Genomic DNA, 14,257 nt, shown 5'->3' with positions numbered 1-14,257 from the left:
CACCGGTGCTCCCGTACGTATGGGGCGAGGGATTTTCATGCCCGGTTCGCCACAAGCGCAGGAGAGCACCCTTGGGACGCAACACGCGAAGACGCCCTACCGGACCACGACGCGCGACCTTCGCCGCATTCGCACTGATCCTCGGCGGAGGCGGCCTGATGGCCGCGAACGTCTACGCCTCCGCGACCGACGGCGGTTCGGACGGTGACGTCGCTCAGACGCGGTCCGGTACGGGGGTCCGGACCGCGGGCGCCACGATCGACTGCCCGGACGTCGGCAGCGAGCTGACCTCGGTCCCCGAGCAGGTACGGGGGGAGGTCGACAAGGAACTCGCCCTCCTGGACGAGCAGATCGCCAAGGCCTACCAGCGGCTGAGCGAGTCGGCGCAGCAGGTGCGGCAGGACTCGGGCTTCGCCGACAACGCGATCATGAACCCGCTGAAGGACAAGCGGACCGCGACGATCGAGCGCATCGCGATCGCCATCGACCGCGTGGGGGACCGGCCCGACGGGCTCGAGGCCCTCGCCGCCTGCACCGTACGGGACTCCGGCAACCAGGCCCCCGCGCAGGGCGAAGGCCAGGACGGCAACGACGACCAGCAGCCCGGCCAGGAGCAGGAGCAGGAGCAGGAGCAGGGGCAGGGGCAGGGGCAGGGCGACGGCCAGGGCCAGGGCGGCAACGGCGGACAGGCGGGTAACGGCCCCGTCGCCGCCGACTTCGCGCCCATCACCAGCGTCCAGCCCGACGCCGGCAGCCCCCGCCAGGGGACGAAAGCCTCCCGCGGCTCCTTTGCCACCGACTGCGCAGTGAACGAGAACGGCCTGTTCAACTCCGACAACATCATCGCCGCCCCGGGCGTCACCAACGGCGCCCACCACTTCCACGACTACATCGGAAACCAGGCCAACAACGCCTTCGCCAGCGACCAGGACCTCGCGAACGCCGAGACGAGCTGCGTCGACCAGGGCGACAAGTCCTCCTACTACTGGCCCGTGCTGCGCCTCCAGAACGGCACCCAGGAGCAGGACGCCAACTCGCCCGGCGGCGGCATCGAGGGCAACGCCGGCGAGATCGTCACGCCGAAGCAGGTCACGCTGACCTTCGTGGGGAACCGCGCGGCAAGGTCACCGCGATGCCGCGGCTGCTGCGCATCATCACCGGCGACGCCAAGTCTTTCGTCAACGGCCCGGCCAACGCCAACGCCTCCTGGAGTTGCACGGGGTTCGAGGACCGGCAGCTGAAGGACAAGTACCCGCTGTGCCCGCAGGGCAGCGACGTGGTGCGCACCTTCAAGTTCCAGAGCTGCTGGGACGGCCGCAACATCGACAGCGCCAACCACCGTACGCACGTGGCCTTCACGGACGCCGCCGGCAACTGCCCGACCGGCTTCCGGCCCATTCCGCAGCTGGTCCAGCGCATCGTCTACGACGTCGACGCGCCGAGCCTCCAGGACGGCGGCCGTACGACACCGCTGTTCGCGGTGGACTCCTTCCCGGAGCAGCTGCACAAGCCGGTCACGGACCACGGCGACTTCATCAACGTCTTCGACGAGGACCTGATGCGGGAGATGGCCGACTGCATCAACGACGGCCGCAAGTGCGGCGCCGGAGCGGAAGCCGAGCCGGGCGACAATCCGGAAGAGGAGCCGCAGGAACAGCCGACGAAGACCCCTGAGGCCCCGCAGGAGCAGCCGACGAAGACTCCCGAGGCCCCGCAGGAGCAGCCCACGCGCACCCCGGACGCCCCGCAGGGCGGAAACGCCGGCGGAAAGCCCGGCGACACGGGTGACGGCGACGGCGGGAAGGGCGAGGCCGCCAGGCCGCCGGCGGCGAACAAGCCGGCCCCCGAGCCGGAGCAGGGCGGCTCGCCCACGGCCGCGCCGCGCACCGACGAACCGGAGGTGTTCGCGACACCCACCCCCGAACGAGGCGCCGCGAACACCGGTGAGCACGGCGGCACGAAGGACGACGCCGGCGAGGACACGGACGGGGACGGCCTGGGCCAGTCCCAGGCCGTCGGAACGGCGACCAGCGCCGCTCCCACCCCGTCGCTCCCGTCCCGGACCGAGCCCCAGGCGGTCGGCAGCGGCGGCCTCGCCGACACCGGCGCCCAGCTCTGGCCGGCCGCGGCAGGCGCCGTCCTGGTCATCGCGGGCTTCGTCGTCCTCCGCCGCGTCAGGCGAGGCTGAGACGACGGCACGGACACGACCGGCGAACGGCGGCGGGATCCGGACCGGCTCCGGGTCCCGCCGGACCTTCGTAGGTTCGACTCGAAACTAGGCCGGTGCCTGGGTAGCCTCCGTCGGCGATCACGGTGGTGCGGCCGACCACCACTACGAGTCGGGTGTCGGCATCGAGGACGACCTGGTGGTTGGTGGAGCATCGGTAGGTCTTGGACCGTTCGGCGACGTCATGATTGCTGACACGGCGTGCAACCGTTGGCTGATCGCAGCTGTCATAGGGCCATGACGACGACGCCCTCCTTGCCTTCCCTCGTGCTGCGTGGCAGCGGTGCCACCGCCCGCTTCGGGGACGGCTTGGACTATGTGCAGTGGGAACAAGACGGGCAGGTGACGCGGATCCCGCTGGAGGCCATCGAAGAGGTCCGCGGCCAGGGCCGCGCGGTCGAGGTCATGCTGACGACCGCGCAGGCAGACCGTCCTGCTCCCGTGTACGCGGTCCACGATGCCAGCGCCGCCGCCGTGGCCATGTTCTGCGCGGCCGTGCATGCCCGCCTGCCGGAGAGAGCACCCGGAGGACCGCGCGTCGACGGCGAAGATCTGGTCACCGCCGTCTCCGGGGGAGGCCCCGGAGGCCGTCGAGGCGCGTTCTCCTCGTTGCCGCCGCGATCGCCGTCTTGGCCGTGATCGATGTGACGGTGGGGTTGCTCCGTGAGCCGGGGTGGCTGGTCGCACTGAGCCGGGGTGGCTGGTTGCCGTCCAGCTCTTCGCGTGCGCCGGAGCGTTCATGGTGCTCACGTTGGGACGCGGCCTGTACGACGGACTGCGCCTGCCGAAGCACGGCATCACGGTGATGGCCGAACTCGATCACTACACCAAAACACGAAGGTGTATCGGTACACGGACCCCAACGGCGAGCTGCACTTCTACCAGGACTCGACCGGCGGGAGCAGCTGGAACTCAGCTACGACCCGCACAACCCCAGCCGCGCCGCCGCCCCCCTGTCCCTCTATCTCCAGGTCGGGATGGCGCTGACGACAGTCGTCGGCCTCGGTATGGTCTGCGGCGGGCTCGGGCTCACCGGTTACCAGCTCGTCGTCGCGTTGCGTGGCTGACACCGGACTCTGCATTTGCGGGACAGCCTTCAGCGCGATGGTTTCTCAGTCCCACCAGAAGAACCAGGCACCTGTCGGGACCTGCCGGGAGGCGACCTCGGGCAGTCCCCGACGACCTGTGCGGCGTGGGCGGCGTGGGACATGACCTCTCCGTTAGCGTGGGCCTCAGCAGGACACTGCGGCGAAGGGACAAGCCCATGCGGGTGGGAGTACTGACCGGAGGCCGTGACTGCCCCGGTCTCAACGCGGTCATCCGCGGCATCGTCCGCAAGGGCGTGCAGGAGTACGGCTACGAGTTCGTCGGCCTCCGGGACGGCTGGCTCGGTGCGCTGCAGGGCGACACGGTCCCACTCGACATCCCGGCGGTGCGCGGCATCCTGCCCGCGGCGGCACCATCCTCGGCTCCTCGCGCACCGATCCGTTCGGGCAGGAGGACGGCGCCCGCCGCATCAGGGACACCCTCGAAATGCGGGAGATCGACGGGCTCGTCGTGATCGGCGGCGCGGACACCCTGGGCGTGGCCGCGCGTCTGTGGGAGGAGCACGGCGTGCCGTGCGTCGGCGTACCGAAGACGATCGACAACGACATGTCCGCCACGGACCGCACCCTCGGCTTCGACACCGCGGTCAACACCGCCACGGCGGCGATCGACCGACTGCACACCACCGCCGAGTCCCATATGCGCGTGCTCGTCGTCGAGGTGATGGGGCGCAACGCCGGCTGGATCGCGGTCCACTCGGGCCTGGCCGGCGGCGCGAACGTCATCCTCATCCCCGAGCAGCCCTTCGACCTCGACCAGGTGTGCGCCTGGGTGACGTCCCGCTTCCGGGCCTCCTACGCCCCGATCGTGGTCGTCGCCGAGGGCGCCCGGCCGAAGGAGGGCCACCTGGTGCTCAGGACCGACTCGCCGGCCTCTACCGGACCGGTGCACCTCTCCGGCGTCGGGGAGTGGCTCGCCGGGGAGATCGAGAAACGCACCGGCAAGGAGGCCCGAACCACGGTCCTCGGGCACGTGCAGCGCGGCGGCTCGCCCAGCCCCTTCGACCGCTGGCTGGCCACCCGCTTCGGCCTGCACGCCATCGACTGCGTGCGCGAACGTGACTTCGGCACGATGGTCGCCCTGCGCGGCACCGACATCGTCCGCGTCCCGATCGCGCAGGCGACGGCCCGGCTGAAGACGGTGGACCCGAGGCTGTACGACGAGGTCGGGGTGTTCTTCGGCTGAGCCCCGGCCCACATGACGACGCCGGGCTCGCCCGCGCGTCCCGGAGAGCCGGGAGCAACCCGTCTTGGCGAACAACATCTACGCCCTGTCATCATCCCCACTATGACGGGGCTCTCACGGGGTACGGCGGTGTGGGCCAGGGTGGCATCCCTGGCTCTGGGCATCATGGCGGCGGCGCTGGGCACCGCGGCATCCCAGATGTTGACGTGGAACGGGGCCGTGGGCAAGGTGCTGGCCTTTTGCCGCCGCGGTCGCCGCCGGCGGCGCCGTCCCCGCCACACTTCGGCCGCCGCCGAACCGCGCACCCTCTAGCGTGATCCCATGAATCTCACCAGGAACGCCCCACGCGGCGGTGCCGTCGGCGGAGCGGCACTGTGACGCCGGGCGAGATGGCGGCCGTGCTCCTGGCCGGTACGGGCGCGGGCGCCGTCAACGCCGTCGTCGGCTCGGGAACGCTGATCACCTTCCCGGTGCTGCTCGCCACCGGCCTGCCCCGGTCACCGCCACGGTGTCCAACGGGCTCGGCCTGGTCCCCGGCTCCATCAGCGCGGCCATCGGCTACCGCGAGGAACTCCGCGGGCAGCGACGCCGCGTCCTGCTGCTCGGTATCGGAGCCGTACTGGGCGGTCTCGCGGGCGCGGTCCTGCTGCTGACCCTGCCCGAATCGGCCTTCGACCGGATCGTGCCGGTCCTCGTGAGCCTCGCCCTAGCCCTGGTCGCCTGCCAGCCGCTGATCGCCAAGAGGGTGCGCCGCCGTCGCCCGGCAGGTGGTCCCGCCCGTCGTGACGGCGGCCCGCTGCTGTTCACGGGCCTGACGCTCGCCAGCGTCTACGGCGGCTACTTCTCCGCCGCGCAGGGCATCATCTACGTCTCCCTGATGGGCATGCTGCTCGACGACACGCTCCAGCGGCTCAACGCCGTGAAGAACGTGCTGGCCGCCGTCGTCAACACCGTCGCCGCCGTGCTCTTCGTCTTCTTCGCGGAGTTCGACTGGACGGCCGTCCTGCTCATCGCCGCCGGGTCCGCACTGGGCGGCCTGATCGGAGCCAGGACGGGCCGCCGCTTCAGTCCCGCCGTCCTGCGTACGCTGATCGTGTCGGTCGGCACCGTCGCACTCGTCCACCTGGTGCTCCACTGACCGCCACCACCGCCGTGCGCGGGCCGCGGCCGGTCCGCCCTTCGGGCTCACCGGCCGCGTCAGTGCCCCGGACCCCAGGGTGACGCCGATGCCGACCAGCGCGCTGCCCGCCGCCTGCCCGAGACCGTAGGAGCCCGTGCCGACGAGCGGTGCGGTGCAGGCCGCCGCGACCGGGATGAGACCGGAGAAGAGGGTGGCGCGTTCCGCGCCGATCCGCTGCATGCCCATGTACCAGCACACGAAGCCGACCACCGTGACCACCACCGCCTGCCACAGCAGCGCGGAGGTCTCGACGGCGTCCGGACGCCGCAGCCACCCGGAGCCGTCGACCAGCAGCCCGGCCGCCGCCGACTCCAGCGCGGCGACCGCGCACACCGTGGCCGACAGCAGCCGCGGGCCGAGGGGCCGCAGCACGGGTACGGCGAGCACGGCGAACCCCACCTCCCCCGCCAGGGCACACACGGAGAAGGCGATGCCCGCGCCGTCGGTGCGCCCCCAGCCCTGGACGGTGAAGGCACCGACGGCCACGAGCAACGCCCCGTACAGCACCGCCCGTTGGGGCCTGCGCCCGTCCAGCAGGGGCACGAGCACGGCGACCACCACCGGCGCACAGCCCACGAACACGCCCGGCACCGCCGGCTCCGCCGTGCGCTCCGCGGCGATGACGGCGAGGTTGAATCCGACCATGCCGACCGCTGCGAGCAGGGCGAGCCGGACCCACTGACGAGGTGTCAGCGCCCGCAGCCGGGCGGTCGCGCCCTTCCCGGCCAGCGGCACGAGCAGCAGACAGGCCAGCCCGTAGCGCAGGAACTGCCGCCCGCGTACGGGTAGTCGCCCAGGACGCTGTTGGCCGTGAAGGACCCTCCGACGAGGACGCAGGCGAGCGCGGCGAGAAGAGCTCCCCGCGTGGTGGTGGCGTTCATGCCCGCGACGCTAGGCAGCCCGGTGGCCCAGTTGGAGGTCCACTTCCGTGGCGCTTTGACGGACCAATCCACCGCCGGGCCGCGCACGCCCGGCGGTCAGCCGATGTGGTAGCTGTCGCCGTAGACCTTCCAGTCCAGCGGCGGGTCGAGGTCGAGGTTGCGCTTGCGGCGTCGAGGTACGTCACCTCCTCACCGCCCCGCGCCGGCGGATTCGCCGTGCGCAGCGCCCGCTTGCGGATGTTGCGGAAGCTGAGGGGGTCGTTGCCGTCGCCGTGCATGACGACGGCGCAGTAGTACGCGAACTGGCCCAGCACCCGCAGCCCGTCCGCCTTCCCCTGCCGGACCGCCGGGCCGAAGTACACCCGGTCGCGTTCGTCGTCCTGTGCCCGCCGGAACTCGGCGTCGCGGGCCGCCCCGCGCCAGTCGCCGGGGAAGCCGGGGTCGAGCCCGTCGTGCGAGTCGGAACCGTCGACCCTGCGCAGCGCCGGCAGGTACGTCGCCAGGACGTTGCCGGGTTCGCGGCCGGTGTAGAGCTCGACGAGGTCGAGCGTGTCGCCGGTGCCGGAGCAGAACCCGATGATGCCGGCGGTGTAGCCGCGGCCGTCGCCGATGTCCTCGATGTACTGGCACTGCGCCTTCCAGTCGAGCGAGGAGTTCTCCGCGCTCGACTGGAGCTGCATGGCGATCTCCTTCTTCGCCGGGTCGTCGAGCCCGGCCGCACGGACGGACGCCATGGCGTGCGGCGGCTTCCGGAACGGGGTGGCGGCGAGGGCGGCGCCGAACAGCGCCAGAACGGTGCGGCGCAGTGCCGGGGTTGACGGGTGTCTCACGGTGCCTCCAAGCAGGGCGGGGGGTTGGAAGAGCCGGCCGTGGGAAAGTTCGTGGGGTCGAACAAGCCTCACGGCCGGCTCGGCTCCCCGAGGGCGACTTCCGCAGCCGCCGTTTCCACGGCTGGGCGACCCCGCGGGAACCATGAGCCCGCCTCGTGCGTCAACTCTTTGCCCAGGTAGGCCGATCGGTCCCAGAGACCAGCCGGAGAGGGGAATCGCCGTGGACGACGCGACGCAGCGGAGCAGCGAGTCGGAGGCCGCAGCACGCCAGGCCCGCTTCGGGACGCTGCCGGAGCCGGTGCGCCTGGAGGACATGGTCGAAGAGCGCGCCGCCAGCACGCCCGACCCCGCGCGCACCGCCTACAACCAGGACGAGTGGCTCGTGCGCTACTGCTTGTGAGACGCCCCGGACGCTATGAGCGGCTCCGCGCATCCAGGCCGCGCAGCCACCGCACGACGTCGTCGGCGTCCTGGGCGCGGGCGATGTCGAGCGGGGTCCTGTCGTCGTAGCCGCACCAGTCGATGTCGGCGCCGTGCCGGTGGAGGTACTGCGCGGTGGTCAGGTGACCGCCGTGGCAGGCGCCCCAGAAGGCGCTGGTGATCTCGTCGGGCGCGGGCGGCTCCCCGGCCTCGACGTAGGCCTGGACCCGGTCCAGCAGGCCGAGCGTGGCGGCGTCCTGGAGGGTGGTGCGGGCGCCGTGCTCGACGAGCCGGTGCGCGGCGCGCCACTGGCCGAAGGCGCGGGCGTCGGCGAGCGGTGTGCCGCCGGCGATCACCGCTCCGGGGGCTTCGATGTCGGCCCCTGCGGCGATGAGCGCGTCCAGGACGGGCACGTCGTTGTTGCTCGCCGCCCAGTGCAGCGGCGTCTCCTCGTGCGCACCGCCGAAGCGGGCGTTGGGATCGGCCCCGGCGTCGACCAGGGCGGCGACGACCTCGGGCCCATGGGGATAGTGACCGGGCCAGTCGGTCGCGATGTGCAGCAGACTGCGCGTGCCCTTGCCGTCCTCGCCGTGCTCGGTGATACGGACGGTGGCCAGACCAGGATGCTCGGCGAGCAGCTGCCGCAGCCCTGGCAGATCACCGCCCCGGATCGCTTCGGTGACGGCGAGGGCCAGTGGATCCTGCGATGTGAGCGTCTGCAAGGCCGGCCTCCCGGTCGCCGTCTAGGGCCTCCGATTCTGCCAGCACGGCACCATGCCTTGCCATGCCCTTCGGCACCACACGCCTTCCGCGGCCCGGCCGACGGGAGAACGCCATGCCCGGGAGCAACGAGCCGCCCGGGAGCGCCGGTTCGCTGGACGGCGCCCCGGGGTGGCCCTGGCCGCGCCGTGGCCGGTGCACGTCCGACCTGACCGGCACCTGGACGCCGGCGACGGCCACGACTTGGAACGGCTCATCGGCAGGCTCGTCCACCACACGACACCCACCGGACAGCACGCCGACGACGTCACGGCTCCTCCTGCGGGCCGCCCGCCCCGACGGCGGCCCGGCGTGAGGCCCCGTCCCGGCCGCCCGGGTCAGGCCTTGCCCGGGGCGTCGGCGCGGACGCGCCGGGCGACGTCGCGCAGCTTGATGTTGTGGTGCTGGGAGATGCGCCGCAGCACGTCGAAGGCCTCGTCCTCGTTCAGCCGGTGGCGTTCCATGAGGATCCCCATGGCCTCCCCGATGGCGTGCCGGGTCTCCAGGGCGTGCTCGAGCTGGTCGACGGTGCGGGCGGTGGCCAGCGCGACGGCGGCATGGGAGGCGAGCAGCCAGCCCGCGGCCTCGATGTCCTTGCCGAAGGCGCCCGGCCGACGCGAGTAGAGGTTGAGCGCGCCGAAGTCCTCCTGGCCGGTGTAGAGCAGCACACCGGTCATGCTGCCGATCCGAGGTCGCGGGCCGCCTTGGAGAACCGCGGCCAGGACGGCTGCGGCTCGGTCATGTCGGCGATGCGGAACAACCGCTCGCCGTCCACGCGCCGGGCCGCGTCGAAGCACGGTCCCTCGCCCAGCTCGCCCTGCAACCGGTCGGACTCCTCGACCATGTCGCCGCACACGGAGAGCGTCACGGCCCGGCCCTTGGACACCGCCAGGATCCCGGCCGCGTCACAGCCCTCGACCAGCTTCACAGCGGCTGCCGAGATCTCGTCCAGCGTCGCCTGCACCGAGTCCTGCGCCACCAGATCCCGGGCGAGCATCGCCATCTGCTCGGCGTACCGCTGCCACTCCACCGCCACCACCGCCTCGCTCGCCCGTCCCGCCCACCGTACCCCGCGCCGCGCCGTCGACGCCGGTCGCGTGAGGGGGGTACCTGCGAAAAAGCGGGGCGGGGCGCGAGGGCACCCCCGGCAGCCCGTTCGCTCAGCGATACGCCGTCAGCAGCAGCGCCACGTCGTCGGGCCGCTCCCGGGCGCGGCGTGCCGTTCGCACCAGCCGGTCGGCGAGACGGTCCACCGAGTCCGCCGGGGTGTCGGCAAGGCAGCGGCGGACCTCCTCGATATCCGTCTCGATGTCGCTGCCGGGCTGCTCCACGAGCCCGTCGGTGTACAGGGCGAGGACGCTGCCGGGAGCCAGCGTGAGCGCCGTGACGGATAGACCGCGTCGGGCTGCACGCCCAGCATGACGCCGCCCACGAGATCCAGCGTCTCGGCGTGCCCGTCGGGGTGGCGCAGCAGCGGCGGGGATGCCCGGCCCGCACGGCGGACGCACGCCCCGTACGCGGATCCAGCTCGATGTAACAGCAGGTGGCGCAGACGTCCGCGTCCAGCTCGGCCAGGTGCCGGTTGGTGTGCGCGATGACCTCCTGCGGCGGCCGCTCGCTCGCGGCGAAGGCGTGCACGGCACTGCGCAGCTGGCCCATCACCGCGGCGGCGCCGACACTGTGGCCCTCGACGTCCCCGATCACCAGGGCCACCCCACGCCCCGTGGTGATCACGTCGTACCAGTCGCCGCCGATGGCCATGCCCTGAGTGCCGGGCAGATAGCGTCCGGTGGTGCGCAGCCCCTCGACGGCGGGCAGCCGGTGCGGCAGCAGCCCCTCCTGGAGACCGCGGGCGACGGCGGACTCGGCGTCGTAGAGCCGCGCCCGCTCCAGCGCCTGCGCGACCAGACCGCTCAGCGCGGTGAGCGCGGAACGCTCGTCGGCGGTGAACCGGCGCGGGGCGTCCCAGCCGAGGATGCACGAGCCGACGGGATGCCCGGAGGCGATCAGCGGCAGGAACGACCAGGCGCTCATACGGTCCAGGATGATGCCCGGGTAGGCGACGGAGAGGTCCTCGGGCGACTCGAAGAAGAGCGGCAGCCGCGTGGTCAGCGCGTGCACGCCGGGCAGTTGCGTGTCGAGGGTGACACCTTCGAACGGGGTGAGGAAGCCCTCCGGGTAGCCCGACTCCCACAGCAGGTACATCCGGCCGTCGCGGACCGTGTACAGGGCGAGCTCCCGGACGCCGAACGCGGGCAGCAGCTGCTCGGACACGGCCCGGCAGACGTCCTCGACGGTGACCGCCTGGGTGAGCACGCTCGCCATCTGCACCACGTGGTAGAGCGCCCCGGCACGCGCCGCGGCAACCGGCCCGGGCGGCGGTGCGGCAGCCGTGGCCCCCGGTACGGGACCGGCGGCGGAGCCGGCCTCGCGCGCCGCCTCGGCCCCGGTGGGCGGGCCGGTCGGATAGACCCGGCCCGTCAGTCCGTGCACATCCGGGTACAGCACGAAGCTCAGCCAGTTCCCGGCGGGATGCCGCACGAGGAACGACACCTGCTCCTGCGACAGCATCGCCGCCCGGTAGCGGTCCTCGTACGCGGGATCCCGGAGCCAGGTGATCACCTCCCACGGACAGCGGCCCAGGAGCGCCTCCCGGTCGCCGCCCAGCAGCTCCTCGCAGCGGCGGTTGGCGTACGTCAGGCGGCCGTCCTGGTCCAGGGAGAAGAGACCGTCGGGCAGCCGCTCGGCGGCCTCGGCCGCGGTGAGCCCGCTGACCGCGTCGACGAGGGCCGCCACCAGGATCCGGCCGGAACCCGTGCCACCGCGCGCGAGGTGCCCCCACAGCTCGACGGGCCGGTAGCCGGCCTCCTCGTCGCCCGCGGAGTCGTCCCGCACCCGGAAGTGCCGGGATCCGACCCGGCCGAGCGTGAGCGCGTCGTGCCGGCTCGCCCGCAGTTCGTGCAGGTCGTCGGGGCTGACACGGGCCTCGATGTCCGCGATCGTGCCGCCGAAGTCCGCCCGGCCGATGCCGAGGAGAGCGAGGGCCTCATCGTCCGCGGAGCACCGGCCGCTGTCCAGGTCCCAGTCGATGAGCCCGACCCGGACGGAGTGGACGGCGGGCGTGGGAAGCCGCACGCCGACCGGTTCGTCGTCGTACTCGATCGGGGACGCGGCGCAGCCCGCGCCCGGCCGGGCGGCGGCGAGGCGGGTCAGACGCTCCTCCATGGCCTGCCCGGCGGGGCGCAGCGCCGGTTCCACCGCCTCCGCGTCCATCGGCGACCGGGCGGCCGAACGCAGTACGACCAGGACACCCACCGGCTCCCCGCCGACCCGGAGGGGCTGGTAGGCCGAGCCGAAGGAGTACGGCAGCCCGGCGGTGAAGTGCGGGAAGCGCAGCATGGTGGCCCGCTCGTCGGGCAGCCACAGGGTCTCGCCCCGCCGGTAGGCCTCCGCCATGGGCAGCGCACCGCCCACCGGCACCCGCCACCAGGTCCTCAGCAGCGACCGGGGCACCCCGGTCACCATCGCGAGCACGAGCGAACGCCGGTCGCGCGAGCGCAGGTAGACCAGTCCGCCATAGCCCTCGAGGTCCCGTACGGCCTCGATCAGCGGAGCGGTCAGGGCATCCTCGATCCAGCCGGTGTCCCCGGTCCGGACCCGGCCGTCACCACCGCCCCGGCTCCGGCCCTCGGGTGGCCGCGGCCCGTCCGGTACGGCGGTTGCCTCATCCATCTCGCGTCCTCCCGGTACGGACGCACCGGACCCCATCGCTCCCCACCAGGATGTGCCATGGTCGGCGGTCCGGCGCGGTGGGTGCAACCTTTCGGTCCCATCGGCCGTCTCACCCGATATCAGCAACATCCGAGCCTCGGGGGCAGTAATGGTACGAATCAGAACAGCATGCGCGACTCTCGCGCTCGTCGGCGCCACGGTGGGCGTGGCGGCGGTCCCGGCCGGTGCCGCACCGGTCGCCACCCCCCAGGCCGCCACTCAGGCCACGACCTGCCCGACCGGCTGGGGAAGCCTGCCCAAGACCGACACCAGCGCCACGCTCGCGCCGGTGAAGGACATCCGGACCGGCCGTCACGCCTGCTTCGACCGGATGGTCATCGACCTGCCCGGCGGGGGCAGCGACGTCGGCTACTCCGTCCGCTACGTCGACCAGCTCCACCAGGACGGATCGGGCCGGCACATCCCCGTGGCCGGCGGAGCCGTCCTCGAGGTACGGGTGGCCGCGCCCGCCTACGACCCGGAGACCGGCGCCGCCACGTATCCCGGCCGGGTGGCGCGCCCGCTGCCGGGCGTGGACCTCACCGGCTACCGCACCTTCCGGGACACCCGGTTCGCCGGCAGCTTCGAGGGCGAGACCCAGGTCGGGCTCGGCGTCCGCGCCCGGCTGCCCTTCCGGGTGTTGCAGCTCGACGGCCGCGTCATAGTGGACGTCGCCCACAGCTGGAGCGGCACGAGCTGACCGCGGTGCGCCCGGTTCTGCGGAGCCGGGCGCCCGGACGGGCCGGTCTCAGTGACCGCGCAGCCGCCCCACTTCCTCCAGTGTCCGCGCCACCGCGCCGGCCAGGCGGGGCCGGTTGCGGACGAAGCGGCGCGCGGCCCGTGCGGGCTCCCGGCCCAGCCAGTGGACGGCCCCGCCCGGCACCGGCCGTAGCACCACCCCCTCGTACACCCGCAGGTCACGAGTCTTGAGGGACTCCTTGTAGCGGGCCGGACCGCTCCCCAGATCGACCGTCTCGACGCCGTCGGCCGCCGCGGCCTCCAGCATCCTCAGCTGGAGCACGAGGCCGGGGGAGTACTTGGCGTAGTCGCGGTCGTACGCCGGGAACCACCAGGACAGCACCGTGCGCGAGCGCAGACCGAAGTGCGCGGCCACGGGCCGGTCAGCCGCGTACAGCACGGACAGCACGCCACGGCACTCCGGATCCTCGCTCCGCCCGAGCAGCCCCACCAGCCGGGTGATCCACTCCTGCGCGAACCGATCCCGCCGGCCGGTCCGCCGGTACTGCGCCGACTTCCATTCCATCAGCGCCCGCAGGGCGTCCGGGTCCCGGGCGTCGTACGCGAACCGCACCTCGCCGACCTGCCGGGCCAGCCTGCGCTCCTTGGCCAGGGTCTGTCTGAGGAAGCTCGGCGACTTCGCCCGCAGCCGCGCCGTGTACCGCTCGAACCCCTCGCCGATGTCGACGACCGGGGACGCGAGCTCCTCGACCGCGTGGGGTTCGAACACCCCTGGCCGGCTTCGAGGTTGTCGAACTCCCAGGACGACAGCGCGCAGGACCTCAGTAACCTGCGGGCGTCGAGCCGGATCCCGGGGCGCAGCACGGCCCCCTGACTGTCGGACACGCCGAGCCCGATGGCCCGGCCCTGCCCTAAGGGACCCCTCTCGTACGGGAAGAATCCGACCGGGGAGCCGTCGTCCTGCAACACCGCCACTCTGGCCGCGGGCCTGACCTGTCCCACGGCCGTGGTGAACGCCGGGTCGAGAAAAGGATTCGCCGGGGCTCCGGACTCCGTCCGTATCTCCCGCCACATCTTGTGGTCGGTCGGGCTCAGTTCGTCCGGCTTCAGAATCAGAACGCGCTTTCCGGGCAACTCTGCCTCCTGTGTCATCGGCATGGGGACACACGAAGGCCTGCACCTCACCGCGTACCGGCAC

The 14,257-nt window shown here is 72.6% G+C and carries 6 protein-coding genes and 8 pseudogenes; 6 read left to right on the top strand and 8 right to left on the bottom strand.

The features are described 5' to 3' along the window. Positions 1-158: 158 nt before the first annotated feature. Positions 159-2,188 (top strand): annotated as a pseudogene (locus PV963_RS00400) (DUF1996 domain-containing protein). A gap of 85 nt (positions 2,189-2,273) precedes the next feature. Here PV963_RS00400 and PV963_RS00395 read toward each other — a convergent pair. After that, positions 2,274-2,417, bottom strand: a pseudogene (locus tag PV963_RS00395) (IS5/IS1182 family transposase); the annotation flags it as partial. A 47-nt stretch (positions 2,418-2,464) separates the two neighbouring features. On the opposite strand from PV963_RS00395, the gene PV963_RS00390 reads away from it, so the two are divergent. The 3 genes and pseudogenes from PV963_RS00390 to PV963_RS00380 all read left to right on the top strand — a co-directional run bounded on the left by PV963_RS00390 (position 2,465) and on the right by PV963_RS00380 (position 5,657). Then, positions 2,465-2,866, top strand: a complete 402-nt coding sequence (locus PV963_RS00390; protein ID WP_274813657.1) for a hypothetical protein — start codon at positions 2,465-2,467, stop codon at positions 2,864-2,866. A 625-nt stretch (positions 2,867-3,491) separates the two neighbouring features. Further along, positions 3,492-4,519 (top strand): annotated as a pseudogene (locus PV963_RS00385) (6-phosphofructokinase). Positions 4,520-4,908: 389 nt separating this feature from the next. Beyond that, positions 4,909-5,657, top strand: a pseudogene (locus PV963_RS00380) (sulfite exporter TauE/SafE family protein). Between the two features lie 12 nt (positions 5,658-5,669). Here the strand turns inward: PV963_RS00380 and PV963_RS00375 are convergent. Both PV963_RS00375 and PV963_RS00370 read right to left on the bottom strand, forming a co-directional pair. Beyond that, a pseudogene (locus PV963_RS00375) lies at positions 5,670-6,580 on the bottom strand (EamA family transporter); the annotation flags it as partial. Continuing rightward, positions 6,577-7,410: a chitosanase gene (locus PV963_RS00370; protein WP_274813656.1), complete on the bottom strand. Its 834-nt coding sequence runs from the start codon at positions 7,408-7,410 to the stop codon at positions 6,577-6,579. The gene PV963_RS00370 and the pseudogene PV963_RS00375, both read right to left, overlap by 4 nt. Positions 7,411-7,630: 220 nt before the next feature. Between PV963_RS00370 and PV963_RS00365 the strand changes: the two genes are divergently transcribed. Next, the gene (locus PV963_RS00365) at positions 7,631-7,810 is read left to right on the top strand and encodes a hypothetical protein (protein WP_274813655.1); all 180 of its coding nucleotides are present in this window, start codon (positions 7,631-7,633) and stop codon (positions 7,808-7,810) included. Positions 7,811-7,823: 13 nt separating this feature from the next. On the opposite strand, the gene PV963_RS00360 is transcribed toward PV963_RS00365, so the two are convergent. From PV963_RS00360 to PV963_RS00345, 4 genes and pseudogenes are all read right to left on the bottom strand, one after another. Then, positions 7,824-8,552: an ankyrin repeat domain-containing protein gene (locus PV963_RS00360; RefSeq protein WP_274813654.1), complete on the bottom strand. Its 729-nt coding sequence runs from the start codon at positions 8,550-8,552 to the stop codon at positions 7,824-7,826. A gap of 375 nt (positions 8,553-8,927) precedes the next feature. Next, positions 8,928-9,592: pseudogene (locus PV963_RS00355) on the bottom strand (ANTAR domain-containing protein). Positions 9,593-9,749: 157 nt separating this feature from the next. Further along, positions 9,750-9,920, bottom strand: coding sequence for a hypothetical protein (locus tag PV963_RS43370; protein WP_342456424.1), 171 nt, complete (start codon positions 9,918-9,920; stop codon positions 9,750-9,752). Positions 9,921-10,104: 184 nt separating this feature from the next. Beyond that, positions 10,105-11,814: pseudogene (locus tag PV963_RS00345) on the bottom strand (SpoIIE family protein phosphatase); the annotation flags it as partial. 655 nt (positions 11,815-12,469) lie between these two features. Between PV963_RS00345 and PV963_RS00340 the strand changes: the two are divergent. After that, positions 12,470-13,060, top strand: coding sequence for an AMIN-like domain-containing (lipo)protein (locus tag PV963_RS00340; RefSeq protein WP_274813653.1), 591 nt, complete (start codon positions 12,470-12,472; stop codon positions 13,058-13,060). 48 nt (positions 13,061-13,108) lie between these two features. Here PV963_RS00340 and PV963_RS00335 read toward each other — a convergent pair. Further along, positions 13,109-14,211, bottom strand: a pseudogene (locus tag PV963_RS00335) (GNAT family N-acetyltransferase). Positions 14,212-14,257: the final 46 nt, after the last annotated feature.

This window comes from Streptomyces coeruleorubidus (genome assembly GCF_028885415.1).
GTDB classification, from domain to species: Bacteria; Actinomycetota; Actinomycetes; order Streptomycetales; family Streptomycetaceae; genus Streptomyces; species Streptomyces coeruleorubidus_A.
The sequence above is the reverse complement of the archived record's forward strand: the minus strand, read 5'-3'. Positions and strand labels throughout refer to the sequence as shown.